This is a genomic window from Glycomyces sp. MUSA5-2 (genome assembly GCF_037034145.1).
GTDB classification, from domain to species: Bacteria; Actinomycetota; Actinomycetes; order Mycobacteriales; family Micromonosporaceae; genus Glycomyces; species Glycomyces artemisiae.
Genome location: NZ_JBAGKG010000007.1, coordinates 148,710 through 163,489, shown reverse-complemented (window position 1 = coordinate 163,489; position 14,780 = coordinate 148,710). Strand labels below are relative to the sequence as shown.

General features: G+C 72.8%; 14 protein-coding genes. 4 read left to right on the top strand and 10 right to left on the bottom strand.

Annotated elements, in window-relative coordinates; genetic code table 11:
• Window positions 1-348: 348 nt before the first annotated feature.
• Window positions 349-750 (bottom strand): hypothetical protein, encoded by a 402-nt coding sequence (locus WA640_RS21755; RefSeq protein WP_335990483.1) that lies wholly within the window; start codon window positions 748-750, stop codon window positions 349-351.
• Window positions 751-872: 122 nt separating this feature from the next.
• Here WA640_RS21755 and WA640_RS21750 point away from each other — a divergent pair, with 122 nt between their 5' ends.
• Window positions 873-1,787, top strand: a complete 915-nt coding sequence (locus WA640_RS21750; protein ID WP_335990481.1) for a sugar kinase — start codon at window positions 873-875, stop codon at window positions 1,785-1,787.
• Window positions 1,784-2,383, top strand: a complete 600-nt coding sequence (locus WA640_RS21745) for a bifunctional 4-hydroxy-2-oxoglutarate aldolase/2-dehydro-3-deoxy-phosphogluconate aldolase (protein WP_335990479.1) — start codon at window positions 1,784-1,786, stop codon at window positions 2,381-2,383. Before WA640_RS21750 ends, WA640_RS21745 begins: the two co-directional genes overlap by 4 nt.
• 115 nt (window positions 2,384-2,498) lie before the next feature.
• On the opposite strand, the gene WA640_RS21740 is transcribed toward WA640_RS21745, so the two are convergent.
• From WA640_RS21740 to WA640_RS21720, 5 genes are all read right to left on the bottom strand, one after another.
• Entirely contained in the window at window positions 2,499-3,014 is a 516-nt protein-coding gene (locus WA640_RS21740) for an adenine phosphoribosyltransferase (RefSeq protein WP_335990477.1), read from the bottom strand.
• 65 nt (window positions 3,015-3,079) lie between these two features.
• Entirely contained in the window at window positions 3,080-3,955 is an 876-nt protein-coding gene (locus tag WA640_RS21735) for a carbohydrate ABC transporter permease (RefSeq protein WP_335990475.1), read from the bottom strand.
• Window positions 3,956-3,957: 2 nt separating this feature from the next.
• Window positions 3,958-4,929 (bottom strand): carbohydrate ABC transporter permease, encoded by a 972-nt coding sequence (locus WA640_RS21730; RefSeq protein ID WP_335990473.1) that lies wholly within the window; start codon window positions 4,927-4,929, stop codon window positions 3,958-3,960.
• A gap of 11 nt (window positions 4,930-4,940) precedes the next feature.
• Window positions 4,941-6,239, bottom strand: a complete 1,299-nt coding sequence (locus WA640_RS21725; RefSeq protein WP_335990471.1) for an ABC transporter substrate-binding protein — start codon at window positions 6,237-6,239, stop codon at window positions 4,941-4,943.
• Window positions 6,240-6,455: 216 nt separating this feature from the next.
• Window positions 6,456-7,661, bottom strand: a complete 1,206-nt coding sequence (locus WA640_RS21720) for an ROK family transcriptional regulator (protein WP_335990469.1) — start codon at window positions 7,659-7,661, stop codon at window positions 6,456-6,458.
• A 61-nt stretch (window positions 7,662-7,722) separates the two neighbouring features.
• Here WA640_RS21720 and WA640_RS21715 point away from each other — a divergent pair, with 61 nt between their 5' ends.
• Entirely contained in the window at window positions 7,723-8,700 is a 978-nt protein-coding gene (locus WA640_RS21715; protein WP_335990468.1) for an aldo/keto reductase, read from the top strand.
• Here WA640_RS21715 and WA640_RS21710 read toward each other — a convergent pair.
• From WA640_RS21710 to pfkB, 4 genes are all read right to left on the bottom strand, one after another.
• Window positions 8,672-11,965 carry a DUF4132 domain-containing protein gene (locus WA640_RS21710; protein ID WP_335990467.1) on the bottom strand — a complete coding sequence of 1,098 codons (3,294 nt, stop codon included), beginning with the start codon at window positions 11,963-11,965 and terminating at the stop codon, window positions 8,672-8,674. The genes WA640_RS21715 and WA640_RS21710 overlap by 29 nt on opposite strands.
• Window positions 11,966-12,046: 81 nt before the next feature.
• Entirely contained in the window at window positions 12,047-12,292 is a 246-nt protein-coding gene (locus WA640_RS21705) for a ribosomal protein L7/L12 (RefSeq protein ID WP_335990466.1), read from the bottom strand.
• Window positions 12,293-12,325: 33 nt separating this feature from the next.
• Window positions 12,326-13,186 (bottom strand): GNAT family N-acetyltransferase, encoded by an 861-nt coding sequence (locus WA640_RS21700; RefSeq protein WP_335990465.1) that lies wholly within the window; start codon window positions 13,184-13,186, stop codon window positions 12,326-12,328.
• A gap of 60 nt (window positions 13,187-13,246) precedes the next feature.
• Entirely contained in the window at window positions 13,247-14,191 is a 945-nt protein-coding gene (gene pfkB / locus WA640_RS21695; RefSeq protein WP_335990463.1) for a 1-phosphofructokinase, read from the bottom strand.
• Window positions 14,192-14,260: 69 nt separating this feature from the next.
• Here pfkB and WA640_RS21690 point away from each other — a divergent pair, with 69 nt between their 5' ends.
• Complete coding sequence (locus WA640_RS21690) at window positions 14,261-14,767, top strand: O-acetyl-ADP-ribose deacetylase (protein WP_106365986.1); 507 nt, start codon at window positions 14,261-14,263, stop codon at window positions 14,765-14,767.
• The last annotated feature ends 13 nt before the right edge of the window (window positions 14,768-14,780 follow it).

The window sequence follows — 14,780 nt, the reverse complement described above, 5'->3', positions numbered from 1 at the left end:
TGGGAAGGCAGACGTGCCATTTTGCCACAAGCACGGGCCCGGACCCAAACGCTCGGACCGGTATAGGCGGTTTTGGGGGCTTCTCGGGGGAATGGGAGGACGAAAACGGGGCGGGTCCGCCCGCGGCCGCCGCCGCGGTCTCCCGCGTCGGCTTCGGCTCCGGACGGCCCCGCCCCGTCAACCCCAGAGCAAAGTCCGCGGGAGGGCCGCCGCGCGGCCCGCGCGAGCGCGGCACCGCGTCCCTCCACATTGAGGTCGAGTGGGCATCCTTCGGACAGAAGGCTGTGCAAACGTGTCGAAGTTAGCGGTAATTTCGAACACTGTCAATGCCTGTTCCGCATCGCGGATTCACGACAGCGGGCAGCGCAGCGCCAGGTCGAAGGCCGCGGAGTCCTGGTACTGGGCGATCGCGCCTTCGAGGTCCTCGGGCGCGGTGCCCGCGGCGAGGTCCTGCACCTGCGAGACGTAGACCGCAGTGAGCGACTTGAGGTCGGGGTCCTCGATCTCGTTGCCGAGGGCCTCCATCTGGTCGACCACGGTCTCCACGTCGCCGCCCGCGGCCTCCGAGGCGAGGTCGAGCGCCTGCCACGCGCGGTCGCAGTCCGCGGCGTACTGCTCCGAGTCGCGCTGGAGGTCCTCGTTGTCCTCGTCCGCCTCGTCGGCGCCGCCCATGCACTCCGCGAGCATCCACAGGACCAGCAGGATCCCGATGGTCCACGCGAAGAGCTTCACCAGGCGCACGTCGATCATGTTCGCCCCCATCGCGAGCGGTCCGTCGATCCAGTCTACGCGGGACGCCGCGCGCCGCGGCTTTGTGAATGCGCTTTCCGGTCGGTAGGCTGGGCCCGTCCCCCATCCCGAAGGGAGCCCCCTTGGACGTCCTGTGCCTCGGCGAGTCGATGTGCGTCTTCGCGCCCGCGACCGCCGGACCCCTGCGCACGGCGGTCGAACTCCACGCCGGCGTCGCCGGGGCCGAGTCGAACGTCGCCGTCGCGCTCGCCCGGCTCGGCGCCCGCGCCGCCTGGCACGGCAAGGTCGGCGACGACCCGTTCGGCCTGCGCATCAAGGACGTCCTGGAGGACGCGGGCGTCGACTGCGCCGGCATCGCCACCGACCCCGCCCGCCCCACGGGCGTCTACTTCAAGGACCCCGGCCCGGACGGCACCGTCGTCCACTACTACCGGCGCGGCTCCGCGGCCTCGACCATGGCCCCCGGGCACCTCGCGGGCCTGGAGCCGCCCCGCATCCTGCACCTCTCCGGGATCACCCCGGCCCTGTCCGCGACCTGCGCGGCCCTCGTCGAGGAGCTCCTGGTCGACCGCGCCCTCGCCCCCGCCACCGTCAGCTTCGACGTGAACTACCGCCCGGCCCTGTGGCCGGTCGAGGAAGCCGGGCCCGCGCTCGCGCGCCTCGCCGATGCCGCCGACATCGCGTTCGTCGGCCTCGACGAGGCCCAGACCCTGTGGGGCGTCAAGACCCCCGAGGACGTGCGCGAGCACGTGCCGAACGCCCCCGTCCTCGTCGTCAAGGACGGCGGGAACGGCGTCACCGCGTTCGACGGCGGCGAGCGGCACTACGCCCCCGCCGAACCGGTCGACGTGGTCGAGCCCGTCGGCGCCGGGGACGCCTTCGCCGCCGGCTTCCTCTACGGCCGCTTGCAGGACGCGTCCGTCGCCGCCGCGATGCGCCTGGGCCACCGGCTCGCCGCCGGGGCCCTCCAGACCGTCGGGGACCTCGCGCCCCCGCCCGCACCAGAGACCGTTCGAGCCCTCCTGGAGGACCAGTGACCGTTGACCAAGGCGCCTTCTTCGACCGCCTCTTCGCCGACCAGCGCGTCATGGCGATCTGGCGGGGCCTGCCCGCCGACGAGACCGTCGCGCTCTCCGAGCGGCTGTGGGACGCCGGGATCGACCTCGTCGAGGTCCCGATCGGGCAGCCCGGCCAGGAGGAGGCGCTCGCCGCGGCCGTGAAGGCCGCCGAACCGCGCGGGCACCTCGTGGGCGCCGGGACCGTGGTCACCGCCGGGCACGTCGAGCGCGCCGCCGCCGCGGGCGCGGCCTACACGATCGCGCCGGGCCTGAACCCGGCCGTCCTGGCGGCCTCGCACGCCGCGGGCCTGCCGCACCTGCCGGGCGTGGCGACCGCGAGCGAGGTCGGCCTCGCGCGGGAGCTGGGCTGCACGTGGGTGAAGGTCTTCCCCGCATCGTCGCTGGGCAGGGACTGGTTCAAGGCGATGAGCGGGCCGTTCCCCGACGTCAAGTACGTGGCCACGGGCGGTGTCGGGCCCGACGAGGTCGACGCGTACCGCAAGGCGGGCGCGTCGGTGATCGGCATGGGGTCGGCGCTGGCGGACCCGGCCAACATCGAGAAGCTGCTGGGCTGAGGGCGGACGGGCCCGGTGGTATGTGACGCATTACCGCTGGGTCCCCTGCACAACCCTGCCGCGGAGGTACGACAGTGCGCGGAGTCCGAGGACTCCGCGCATTCGCTTGCGCCGCTTAGAGCTTGCCGAGGAGCGAGACGACCGGGTACCCGTCGAGGCGGCCGCGGCCGCCGAGGGCGGCGATCTCCAGGAGGGCCGCGCAGGCGGCGACGGTGCCGCCGAGGCCTTCGACGAGGCGGACCCCGGCGGCCATGGACTCGCCGGTGGCGATGACGTCGTCGACAAGGAGGATGCGGTCGCCCTCGTTCACGGCGTCGGCGTGGAGCTCGACGCGGACCTCGGCGTACTCGCCGCGGTAGGTCTCGACGGCGGCGCGGCGGGGCAGCTTGCCGGCCTTGCGGATCGGCAGGAGCGGCTTCCCTGCGCGGTCGGCGAGCGGGGCGGCCCAGAGGAACCCGCGGGCGTCGAACGCGGCGATCGAGTCGTACGGGTACGGCTCGCAGGCCTCCTGGAGGAGGTCGATCGAGGCGCGGAACGCGTCGGGGGCGGCGAGCAGCGGCGTGATGTCGCGGAAGCCGACCCCGGGTTCGGGGAAGTCGGGGACGACGGGCACGTATTCGGTCAGGTCCACGACGGCAACATTAGCGGGCGGGCCGGGCGGCTTCAGGCCCCCGGCCGGAGCCGGGGGCCCGCGTCTCAGCCCTTGAGGCCGGTCTGGGCGACGCCCTGGACCAGGAAGCGCTGGAGGAACAGGAACACGAACACCAGCGGCAGGATCGCCACGAGCGCGGCGGCGAACAGCTGCGAGAGGCTCACCGTCTGCGCCGTCAGGAACGTCGAGAGGGCGACCTGCACGGTCCACGAGTCCGGGGAGCGGCCGATGACCAGGGGCCACAGGAACGAGTTCCACGCGCCCACGAACGTGATCACCGCGATGGCCGCGAGGAAGCTCCCGGAGTTGGGGATCACGATGCGCCAGAACGCGCCCCAGTGGCTCAGGCCGTCGACGCGGGCGGCCTCCTCCAGCTCCCGCGGGAAGCCCAGGAAGTACTGGCGGCACAGGAACGCTGCGAAGCCCGAGAACAGGCCGGGGATGATGAGGCCCCGGTAGTCGGAGAGCCAGCCGAGGCTGGAGACCATGACGAAGCTCGGCACGAACGTGATCGCGCCGGGGATCATGAGGGTCGCCAGGACCAGGTAGAACACCTTGTTCGCGTGCCGCCAGGGGACGCGGGCGAGCCCGTACCCGGCGGTGGTGCACAGGAACAGGGTGCCCGCGGTGGTGAGCACGGCGACGACCGCGGAGTTGAACAGCGACCGGGCCATCGGCACTGAAGGGTCGTTGAACAGGCGCGAGAGGTTGTCCCAGGCGGGGTCGGACGAGAACCACATCCAGCCGGGGGCGGTGATCTCCTGGTCGGTGGCGAAGGCGTTCCGCAGGATCAGGTAGAACGGGATGAGGAACAGGAGCGCGAGCACGGCGAGGACGATGAAGACCGCGACGTTCGCGCCCTTCGAGCCGATCCCGGGCCGGTAGCCGACCGGCTTGGCGCGCAAGGGTCTCGATGCCATGGCTACTTCTCCTCCGCGTTGCCGAATCCGAGGAACCTGCCCTGGAGGACCGTCACGATCGCGATGATGAGCGCCAGGATCAGCGCCCCCGCGGAGCCGCGACCCAGGTCCTGCTGGGTCCCGAGCGCGGTCGTGTACAGGTACATCAGGGGCGGCCGGGCGTAGGCCTGGTTTCCGATGAGGTTGTAGAACTCGTCGAACGCCTGGTAGGCGGCGATGAGGATGAGCATGAGGACCGCCACGGACGTGGCCCGCAGCTGCGGGAGCGTGATGTGCCAGAACGTCTGCCAGCCGGGCTTGGCGCCGTCCACGTAGGCGGCCTCGTAGAGGTGCTCGGGGATCTGCTGGAGCGCGGCGATGAACAGGATCATGTAGAAGCCGCACTGGATCCACAGGCGCAGCGTGACGATGACGAGCCAGTACCAGGGCGGGTTCGGGTCGAACAGCCACGGCACGTCCTCGATGCCGAACAGGTCGAGGATCGAGTTCGCCATGCCGTACCGCACGCCGTTGAAGATCGACATCTTCCACACCAGCGAGGCGACCACGTAGGAGCACGCGAACGGCAGGAAGAACACCGAGCGGAAGAACGCCCGCATGAGCCGGACCCGGTTGAGCAGCAGCGCCAGCGCGAGCGAGCACGCGAACGTGAGCGGGACGATGAAGGCCGCGAACACGGTGAACGTGACGAGGCTGTCGGTGAACGCCGCGTCCTGGAGCATCCGGACGTAGTTGCCGAAGCCCACGAAGTCCTCGGGCAGGGGCGTCACGGTGTTGCGCGCGTCGAAGAACGACAGGTACGCGCTCCAGACGACGGGGATGTAGGTGAAGACGAGGAGCCCGATGAAGAAGGGCCCCACGAAGTACCAGAAGGTGAGTGCGGTCCGCCAACCGCCCGTGCGGCGGCGGGCCCGGGGGGCTCGGCCCCCGGTGCCCGCCGTCCCGGGCGCGGCGGTCTCGGTCGAGACGGCCACGGTGCCCCCGGTCAGCCGAAGATCGAGTCGAGCTCGGTCTGGATGGTCTGGGCGGCGGTGTCGAACTCGGCCGACGGGTCGGCGCCTTCGAGGACGATGTGGGTCATCATGTCGTCGACGGCGGTCTCCATGGTGGGCGTCCAGTTGGGGTCGTCGCCCCAGCCGAAGTCCTGGGAGATCTGGACGGCGGTGGCGGCGGGGCCCTCGGCGAGGGCGTCGGCGTTGGCGGCCATGGACTTGCGCGGCGGGATGTGGAAGCCGTAGGAGAGGCACCAGTCCTGAATGTACTCCTCGTTGTCGATCCACAGCCACTTGGCGAAGGCCTTGGCCTCGTCGACGTGCTCGGACTTGGCGTTGACGAAGGTGGACCAGCCGCCGTTGTAGACGGTCTGGGCGCCGCCGCCGAAGCCGGGGAACGGCATGACGGCGATGTCGTCGCCGTAGGTGTCGATGATCTGCGGGAGGGCCCACAGGCCGCACCACTGGATGGCGCACAGGCCCTGGATGATCGAGGACGGGTCCCAGGCCTCGGTGGGGGCGCCGATGAGGAGGGAGTTCGACTCGTGGAGGGCCTTCACCTGGAGGGCGCCGGCGATGACGGTGTCCTTGTCGAAGCCGATCTGGTGGTCCTCGGTGAGGAGGGTCTGCCCGGCGGAGAACACGATGGGCTGGAACAGCTTCGTGGCGGAGTCGTCGTTGCCGAGGAAGAGGCCCTTGACGTCGCCGGTGGTGAGTTCGGCGGCGGCGGCCATGAGGTCGTCGAAGGTGGCCGGCTCGGTGATCCCGGCGTCGGAGAACAGGGACGGCCGGTAGTAGAGGAACTGCGGGTCGTCGATCATCTGGATCCCGTAGACCTTGCCGTCGATCGAGTTGCGCTTGACGTCGATGTCGGTGAAGTCGTCGAGGACGCCGTCGAAGAGGTCGTCGAGGGGCACGATCTGCCCTGAGTCGACCATGGAGCGGTTGAGGTGGCTCTCGAAGACGTCGGGGTAGTCGCCGGGTTTGTCGGCGAGGAGTCCGGAGGAGAGGGCGGTGTCGTAGTCGCCGGGGACCCAGTTGATGGTGACGGTGGCGTCTTCGTATGCGGCGGCGTACTTCTCGGCGGCCTGCTGGGTTCCTGCCTCGCCGTACTGGTGGTACCACTGGTAGAGGTTGACGCCGTCGCCGCCGTCGCCGCGGCCGGTGTTGGAGCCGCACGCGCCCAGTGCGCCCGCTCCGGCGGCGAGGCCGCCGAGCGCGAGCATGCGGCGACGGTTGAACGCCAGGCCGGCAAGCGCCTGCTTGGACGGACGGTCAGTGCTGAAGGCCATTTCTAGCTCCTCGCTACGTTGAGAGGTCGGAAGGGCTCCCGCGCGACTCCGGGTCATGGTCGACGCCGCAGCGGAGATTCGACATCCGTCGATTCGCCTCTCAGTGTTGCGAGGGTCACTCACTTTGTCAATGGGTTGAAGTAAGCCTCGTGGTAACGATTCGTGCGCGGTTCCGTTGAAAGCGCTCGGTTTTTGTGGGATGACCGGCCGATCGGGTCAGCGGCGGCTGCGGGACCCGACGGTGTTCAGCCGGTTCAGGTGGCCCTCCAGGGCGAGCGCGGCCGCGCCGAGGGCGACCATGTTGCGCTCCTGCGTGTTCCGCTTCAGGCGGGCGGCCTTGAGCGGAGCCTCCATGGCGTGGGAGGCGAGGCGGCGCTCGAACTCGGGGACGAGCGCGTCGCCGAGGGCCCAGGTGACCCAGCCGTCGAGGACGACCAGGTCGGGGTTGACGAGGTTGAGGAGGTTCGCGACCCCGGCCGCGAGGGACTCGGCGACGGTCTCGACGGTGCGGACCGCGGAGGGCTCCCCCGCCTCCCAGGCGGCGGCGAGCGCGGCCATGGCCTCGGTCTGGGAGCCTTCGGCGGCGCGGCCGTCGAGCTGGGCCCACTGCCACAGGATCGCGGGCGCTCCTACGTAGGCTTCGATGCATCCCTTTGCGCCGCAGCGGCACTGCGGCCCGCCGGGGTTGATGGTGGTGTGGCCCCACTCCCCCGCGGAGTTGGTGGCGCCGCGGTAGAGCTGCCCGCCGAAGGCGAGCCCGGCGCCCACGCCGGTGCCGAGGATGAGCACGGCCAGGCGGTCGACGCCGCGACCGTCGCCGAACCAGAGCTCGCCGACGGTGATCGTCTTCAGGGGATTGTCCAGGTAGACGGGGACGTCGAGCTGAAGGCGCTCGGTCAGAAGGCGCCGGAAGGGCACGTCGTGCCAGTTCCAGTTGGGCGCGAACCCGGAGACGCCCCAGGCGACGTCGACCTGCCCGGGGAGGCTCACGCCGACACCGAGGATCGAGCGGTCGCCGAGGCGGGAGCGGACCTGGTCCATCGCGGAGGCGATGTGGCCGATGACCTGGTCGGGGCTGTTCTCGCTGGCCTCCATGCGCTCCTCGACCCGGTCCACCACCGTCAGGGCCAGGTCGTAGACTTCCAGCTGCACGTACGTCTCGGCGACGTCGACGCCGATCATGACGCCGCCGCCCGCGTTCGGGGCCAGGAGCGCCCGGGGGCGTCCGCCGCCGGAGTCCTCGCGTCCCACCTCCACGACGACGCCCAGTTCGATGAGGTCGGTGACCAGGTTCGACACCGTCGCCACCGACAGGTCGGTCTCGCGGGCGAGGATCTGGCGGGAGGTCGGGGCGTCCGCGATGAGGTGCCGCAGCACTGCGAAGCAGTTGCGCAGGCGGATATCGCGCGAGGTGGACTTCATGGCTGAATGCTACGGCGGGTGCGCCACTTTGTAAATGGGTTAGTTGAAGGGGGCCGTTCCAGTGGAGACACGGACGTTGGGCAGGACGGGCGCGAGCGTCGGGGTCGTGGGCTTCGGCGCGTGGCAGATCGGCGCGGACTGGAGCGAGGTCGGCGAGGACGACGCGACCGCGGCCCTGGAGGCCGCCGCCGATGCGGGCGTGACCTTCTACGACACCGCCGACGTGTACGGCGACGGGCGCTCCGAGCGCCTCGTCGGCGCGTTCCGGAAGCGGCACCCGGGGGTGTTCGTCGCGACGAAGATGGGCCGCCGCGCCGAGCAGGTCCACGGGAACTACAGCGAGCAGCACTTCCTGGCCTGGAACGACGACTCGCGCGAGCGCCTCGGCATGGACACGCTCGACCTGGTGCAGCTCCACTGCCCGCCCGCGAGCGTCTACGGCGACGACGCCGTCTTCGAGGTGCTCGACGCGATGGTCGCCGACGGACGCATCGCGCACTACGGCGTCAGCGTCGAGACCTGCGACGAGGCCCTCGCGGCCATCGCGCGGCCCGGCGTCGCCACGGTCCAGATCATCCTGAACCCGTTCCGGCAGAAGCCCCTCGATCGGGTCCTCCCGGCCGCCGCGGAGGCGGGCGTGGGGATCATCGCGCGCGTCCCCCTCGCTTCGGGCCTCCTGTCGGGCAAGTACACCGCCGACACCCATTTTGCACCCGACGACCACCGCAACTACAACCGCAAGGGCGAGGCGTTCGACGTCGGCGAGACCTTCGCCGGCGTCGACTACGCGACGGGCCTCGAAGCGGTCGAGCGCCTCCGGCCGCTCGTGCCCGCGGGGATGACCATGGCGCAGTTCGCTCTCCGCTGGATCCTCGACCAGCCCGGCGTCACCGTCGTCATCCCCGGGGCCCGCAACGCCGAGCAGGCCGCGGCGAACGCGGCGGCCGCCGCGTTCGCGCCCCTCGACGCGGACCTCCACACCGAAGTCCGCGCCGTCTACGACGACCTCATCAGGCCGCAGGTCCACCACCGCTGGTAGTCAGCCGCTCCAGCCGCGCCAGGATCTCCGAGGCCGTCACCGGGTCGAGGTCCACCGGGCGCGGCGGGCGCCGCTCGTCGAACCACCAGCACGGCTCGCCGCGCGAGACCACGGCGCTCCTGACGGTCTGGTCCGGCGACTGCGTCGCCGCGCCCGCCCAGATCCCCGGCTCCAGTGCCACGGCGACCGTGAGGCCGCCGCCGGGCGACCAGGTGAGGCCCGGTTCGACCCCGGCGTCCTCGGGCTTGGCGCGCTGCCAGCCCTGACCCGTGGCGCCGAGGACCCGCACGGCCTCGATGACGGCGCCTTCGGCGCGGGCGAGGCGGCCCGTGGCGCGCTCCTCGTCGGTGAGCGCCAGCGCCGGACGCGCGAGCTGGTCGAACGGCTGGAGGAGCTCGTAGTCGGCGAACAGTGCGATCCAGTCGCCCGTGCGCTCCCCCAGGAGGACCGGGTGGGCGAGGCGGACCCGGGCGTCCGCGGGCAGCGCGACCCGGGCGTCGTCGGCGTCGGCGTAGCTGCCGTCCTCGGCGATGCGGAGTCCCGCTGCGGCGCTGCCGGTCCCGGTCCACCAGACCAGGCGCCGGGCGAGGCGGCGGTTGAGCGGGTGGCCCGCGATCAGCGCTTCGAACTCGGGGACGGACCAGGTGCGGGCCGCGACCATGGCCGCTTCGAGGCGGCGGACCTGGTCCCCTGCGACGGTGCGGAGGTCCTTCTTGAGCGCGGTGTAGCGCCGGTACGCCTCGCCCGCGATCTCGGCGTCGTCCTTGGCGCCGGGCTTCGGGAGTGCCTTGAGGACCTTCCCGGTGCCGTCGGTGACGCGCAGCGCCAGGTGCTCGTCGGCCTCCACGGTGAACGTGCGGGGGCCGTAGTCGAGGACGATCGGCGCGCCGAGCCCCAGGTCCGGGACGAGCCGGTCGGCGAGCTGCTCGCGGCGCAGCCCCAGCCGCTTGGCGGCCGCGGTGAGCCGGCGGCCCGCTTCGTCCTTGAGCCCCTTGAACTTCAGCTTCTCTGAGAGTCCGTGGAGGGCCCGGAGGGCGGCCTCGGTGCCCATCGAGCCGAGCACGGCCAGGCCCGCGGCGGCCCGCTTGTGCTTGTTCGCCTCGGGCCATGCGCGCACCAGTTCGGCGAGGCGCGCCGCGGCGGCGTCGCTCGGGAAGTGCGCGAGCTGCGTGAGCGCCCAGCCGTCCTTCGCTGGGGCGCCCGCTGCGCACCACTGCTCGAACAGGGCGAGGCCGAAGGCGGCGAGGGAGTCCCGGTCGCAGGTCTCGGCGACCACCGCGAGGCCCGGGTAGGGGTAGTCCGGGGTCGCCAGCGCGAGCACGGTGGCGAGGTGGCCGACCGCGTCGATCGGGAGCGCGCGGTCGCGGCCTGCGGTGAGGACCTGCGGGAGCGCGGAGGGCACGAACCATGCGCCGGGCTTGGGGACTTTGACGCTCGGGGTCAGGGGGTTGTCGCCGAGAAGGGGCCGGAGCGCCTGGGCCGCTTCGGGTCCGTACGGTGCGGCCGACACCACGGCGTCGGTGCCGTGGCGTGTGGCGAGATGGGTGAGGGCGGCCGCGGCGCAGCGGCGGAGGTCGTTGTCTGCGCCGAGGGCGTCGGGGACGAGGTAGGGGACGGCGGCGAGGCCGTGGCGGTCGAGCCAGCGGTGCGCGTGGGCCCGGTCGGGGGTGTCGAGCCGCGCGGCGGTCAGGCGGGCGGCGGTGAGGCTGAGGATCGGGCCGGGGAGTTCGGGGCCGGGTGCCTGGAGGAGGACGCGGTCGAGGACCTGCTCGCCGAAGCGGGCGAGGATGCGCCGGAGGTCGCCGGGGTGGTCGGGCGGTTCGGTGCCGGTCCAGTCGGCGAGGCGGGGCGCGGCCTGCTCCATGTCGCCGTAGGCGAGGAACGGGGTCAGGCGCCAGTCGTAGGCGTCGAGGCCGGGGAGTTCACCGAAGCTGCGGAGCCAGAACGCGTTGTGGTCGTCGGGGTCGGGGAGGGCGTTCCAGGCGTCCCGTTCGCCCTCGGCCCAGACCAGGCGGGCCTCGGCCGGGGGTTCGAGGCCGTCGATCACGATCGCCTTGGGGCGCTTGCGGGTCCAGGGCGGGGAGGTGAGCAGCGGGGGCAGGTCGTCGGCGTCGGGGACGCGGCCGGTCGCGGCGGCGAGGCGGTCGAGGGCGGCGCGCTCGGCGTCGGTGAGGTGGACTCGGAGCGCGGGGTCGGGCAGGGCGGCGATGGCCGCGAGCTCGGCGGGTTCCGGGATGCCGGTGGCGAGGCGCGCGGCGGCGCGGAGGGTGCGCAGCGGGAAGGCGGCGGCGACCTTCGTGGCGGCCTTGAACGCCGAGGGCCTGTCGAGGCGGGTGAGGAGGTGCGCGGCGGCGTCGTCGCTGGGGAGCATCGCGATGGCGTGCATGAGGTCGCCGCGGCCGTGGTAGTCGGGGTAGGCGTCGCCGACGGGTCCGGTGAGGACCGGGAGGGCGTCGGTGCCGAGGGTGGCGACGAGGGTGAGCAGGGCGTTGTAGCCGAGCCACGGGTCGTCGGCGTCGGCGAGGCCGACGGCGGCGATCTGGTCGGCGCTAGCGAAGGAGAGCCACAGGAAGTCGTCGTTGTAGGAGTGCTCGCGGGCCTGCATGAAGTCGGCTCCGGCTTCGAGGAGCCACGCGGGCTCGTCGGGCAGGAGGACCATGGCGGCGATGCGCTTGGCGGGGGTGTCGCGATGCGCGGCGACGGCGGCGACCGCGGCCGCGTACTCGTCGTCGGAGGCGGCGGCGAGGAGGGCCCGGACGGCGGGGACGCCGTGGTCGATCTCGCGGTCGAGGACTTCGAGGTGCCCTGCGGGGGTCTCGGCGAGGACGCGCCGGTGCAGCGGCGGCAGGTCGAGGTAGGTCTCGGTCTGCTCCTTGACCACGAGGAACTCGACGGCCGCGGCGGCGGCGAACGGCAGGCCGTGGTCGCTCACCCAGGCGTCGAACGCGGGCCGGAGCCACGAGCTCCCGTACAGCTGATCGGGTTCGGTGAGGAGCGCGGCGACGGCGGCCGCGCCGCGGGGGTCGGGGGCGCCGTCCAGATGGGCGCGTCCGGCGGCGGCGTACGGGGCGTTCCCGGCGAGGTCGAGCGCGGCCCGCAGCTCGCCGTCGCGGTCGGCGCGCTCGCGGGCGAGGTCGGCGCGGACCTTCGCGTCGGCGAGCTCCACGGGCTTCTTGGCGGGGCGCCCCCGGCGGGGCATCACCCGGGTGGCCCAGGAGGCCGGGATCTTCAGCTTGTCCTCTTGCGGCACACGGGGTTTCGTCATCTGCGTCCTTCGCTCGGCCGGGAATACCGCACCGAGGATAGACAATCGGTGCGACATTCCCGTTCCGTCACGAATCGCGCACTAGTAGCCCTTCGCCATGCGCTCTACGGCGTCCTTGGCCTCTTTCAGGCCCAAGCCGGTGTGCTCGCGGTAGACCTTGATCGCCTGGATGGTGCGGCCGGAGCGGATCTCGGAGCGGACCTGGGCGAGCCAGGGCTCCTCGGGCGGGGCGGACTGGGGGATGCCCAGGTGGGCCATGATCATGTCGAGCTTGTACTCGATGCGGGACAGCGCCTGCATCGTGATGTAGTCGCGCGGTTGGGCCATGCGGTGTGCTCCTTCCTCAGGGCGCACATTGTGTCACTCGGCGGGGCGGCTCAGGTCGCGGCGCTCGGCGCCGGGCGCGAAGCCCGCGGACCGGTAGGTGGCGACGGCGCCGGGGAGGTCGGAGGGGGTGACCACCTCGACGCTGGAGGCGCCGAGCTCGCGGAGGACCGCGGCCCCGGCGGTCGTGATCGCGCGGCCGAGTCCCTTGCCGCGGTGGGCGGGGGCGACGCCGAGGGGTTCGACGAGGCCGGGCCGGCCGGGCCCGGCGGACCACACGGTGATCGCCGCGGCGGGCAGGCCCGCGTCGTAGGCGAGCAGGCTGCGGGCGTCGGCGTAGCCGGCCTGGGAGGCGAGGGCGCGCCAGCGGTCCGCGTTGAACCTGGAGCCCTTGAAGGAGGCGCGCACGATGGCCGCGTAGGCGTCGGCGGTGCGGGTGCCGACGGTCTCGACGCGGATGCCGGGGTCCGCGACGGGCTCGGTGAGACTGCGGTGGAGCGGGGTCCACGCCTCGCCGGGGGCCCAGCCGCGGGAGGCGAGGACGTCGCGCAGGAGCGCGTCGGCAGGGGCCTCGACGTCGGCGCCGCCCTCGGGGAGGACGCCGCGGGCGGGGTCGGTGAGGTCGTCGGCGAGCCGCGCGGCGAGTTCCTCGTCTTGGCGCGCTTCGGGATCGGTCGCGATGCGGGCGAGGCCGGGGCCGTCGAGGAGGGCGGCGGCGAGGATCGTCCCGCCGCGGCTCCAGGTGCGCAGGGCGGCGGCGGTCTCGTCGGCGCCGAAGCGGAAGTACCAGCCGACGTCGCCGGGGTGGAGCTGGACCGGGAGGCCCTCGCGCTGCCAGTCGCGGAGGGCGGCGAGGACGGGGGCGGCGTCCTCGGGCGTGTCGAGTCGGATCGTCATACCGGTGATCGAACCATCGCGGGCGCGCGGTGCGCCACCGGTTTACCGCGGGACACTGCTCTACCGGAGAACCCAGTCCGTCTCAGGGGTCGCGGTGAGCTCCACGATGCCGAGGTCGATGTCGCCGGGGCCGGGCATGACGCTGCCGGGAAGGGCGACGGTGGCGGCGCCCCAGGCGACGGCCGCGGCGAGCGCCTCGGGCCCGGAGCCGCCGTGGGCGAGGAAGCCCGCGAGGGTGGCGTCCCCGGCGCCGACGGCGCTGACGAGGGGCCGCGGGCGCGGGACGTGGGCGTGGTGGACCCCGGTGCCGTCCACCAGGATCGCGCCGTCGGGGCCGAGGCTGGCGAGGACCGCTCCGGCGCCCGCGGCGCGCAGGGCCTGCGCGGCGTCGACGGCGTCGCCGAGGGTCGCGACGGCCGTCCCGGCGGCTTCGGCGAGCTCCTCGCGATTGGGTTTGACGAGGTCGGGCCGGGCGCGCAGGCTCGCGGCGAGGGCCGGGCCGGAGGTGTCGACGGCGGCGCGGGCGCCCGCGTCGCGGGTGCGCTCGACGAGCACGGCGTAGAAGTCGGCGTCGACGCCGGGCGGGAGGCTCCCGCACCCGGCGATCCAGGAGGCGCTGCGGTCCAGTGTGGGCGTGATGGCGGCGATGAGGAGTTCTTCGATCTCGGTGGGCCGCATCACGGGGCCGGTCTCGTTGAGCTTGGTGACCGTGCCGTCGGCTTCGGCGATGGCGAGGTTGGAGCGGATCGCCTGGGAGACGGGCACCTCCTCGACGGCGACGCCGGCCTCGCTGAGGAGGTCGAGCAGTTCGGCCCCGGCGTGGCCGCCGGTGGTGAGGACCGCGCAGGTGCGGTGGCCGTTGGCGACCAGCGCGCGGGAGACGTTGACGCCCTTGCCTCCCGGGTCCACGCGGTCGCCGGTGGCCCGGTGGATCTCGCCGCGCAGGAGCCGGTCGACCGCGATGGTGCGGTCGAGGCTGGGGTTGGCGGTGACCGTGACGATCATGCGGACCTCCGATTCGCTTCGGTGCAACGCTACCGGGAACCGCGGGCCGATCCGTGCTTGAATGCGGGCATGGGCATCTCGATCCTCAGAGGCGACATCACGAAGCAGGCCGTCGACGCGATCGTCAACGCCGCGAACTCGTCCCTCATGGGCGGCGGCGGGGTCGACGGCGCGATCCACCGGGCGGGCGGCCCCGCGATCCTGGACGAGTGCCGGGACCTGCGGGCGTCGCGGTACGGGCGGGGCCTGCCGACCGGGCAGGCCGTCGCGACGACCGCCGGGAACCTCAACGCCCGCTGGGTGATCCACACGGTCGGCCCCGTCTACTCCGAGTCCGAGGACCGCAGTGCGCTCCTGGCCTCGTGCTACCGGGAGTCGCTGCGGGTAGCCGACGAGCTGGGGGCGGCGTCGGTCGCGTTTCCCGCGGTCTCGGCGGGGGTATACGGCTGGCCCGCCGAGTCGGCCGCGCGGATCGCCGTGGCGACCGTGCGCGAGACGGACACCCGGGTGGACGACGTGAGGTTCGTCCTGTTCAACGACGAGGTCTACGCGGCCTTCGAGCGGGCCATGGGCTGAGCTGTCGTACCCC

Coding starts and splice junctions, on each gene's coding strand:
- WA640_RS21700 (WP_335990465.1), bottom strand. CDS start 13,186: ATGACGATCCGACTCGACACGCCCGAGGACGCCGCCCCCGTCCTCGCC.
- WA640_RS21710 (WP_335990467.1), bottom strand. CDS start 11,965: ATGACGAAACCCCGTGTGCCGCAAGAGGACAAGCTGAAGATCCCGGCC.
- WA640_RS21735 (WP_335990475.1), bottom strand. CDS start 3,955: ATGGCATCGAGACCCTTGCGCGCCAAGCCGGTCGGCTACCGGCCCGGG.
- WA640_RS21725 (WP_335990471.1), bottom strand. CDS start 6,239: ATGGCCTTCAGCACTGACCGTCCGTCCAAGCAGGCGCTTGCCGGCCTG.
- WA640_RS21705 (WP_335990466.1), bottom strand. CDS start 12,292: ATGGCCCAACCGCGCGACTACATCACGATGCAGGCGCTGTCCCGCATC.
- WA640_RS21720 (WP_335990469.1), bottom strand. CDS start 7,661: ATGAAGTCCACCTCGCGCGATATCCGCCTGCGCAACTGCTTCGCAGTG.
- WA640_RS21755 (WP_335990483.1), bottom strand. CDS start 750: ATGATCGACGTGCGCCTGGTGAAGCTCTTCGCGTGGACCATCGGGATC.
- pfkB (WP_335990463.1), bottom strand. CDS start 14,191: ATGATCGTCACGGTCACCGCCAACCCCAGCCTCGACCGCACCATCGCG.
- WA640_RS21690 (WP_106365986.1), top strand. CDS start 14,261: ATGGGCATCTCGATCCTCAGAGGCGACATCACGAAGCAGGCCGTCGAC.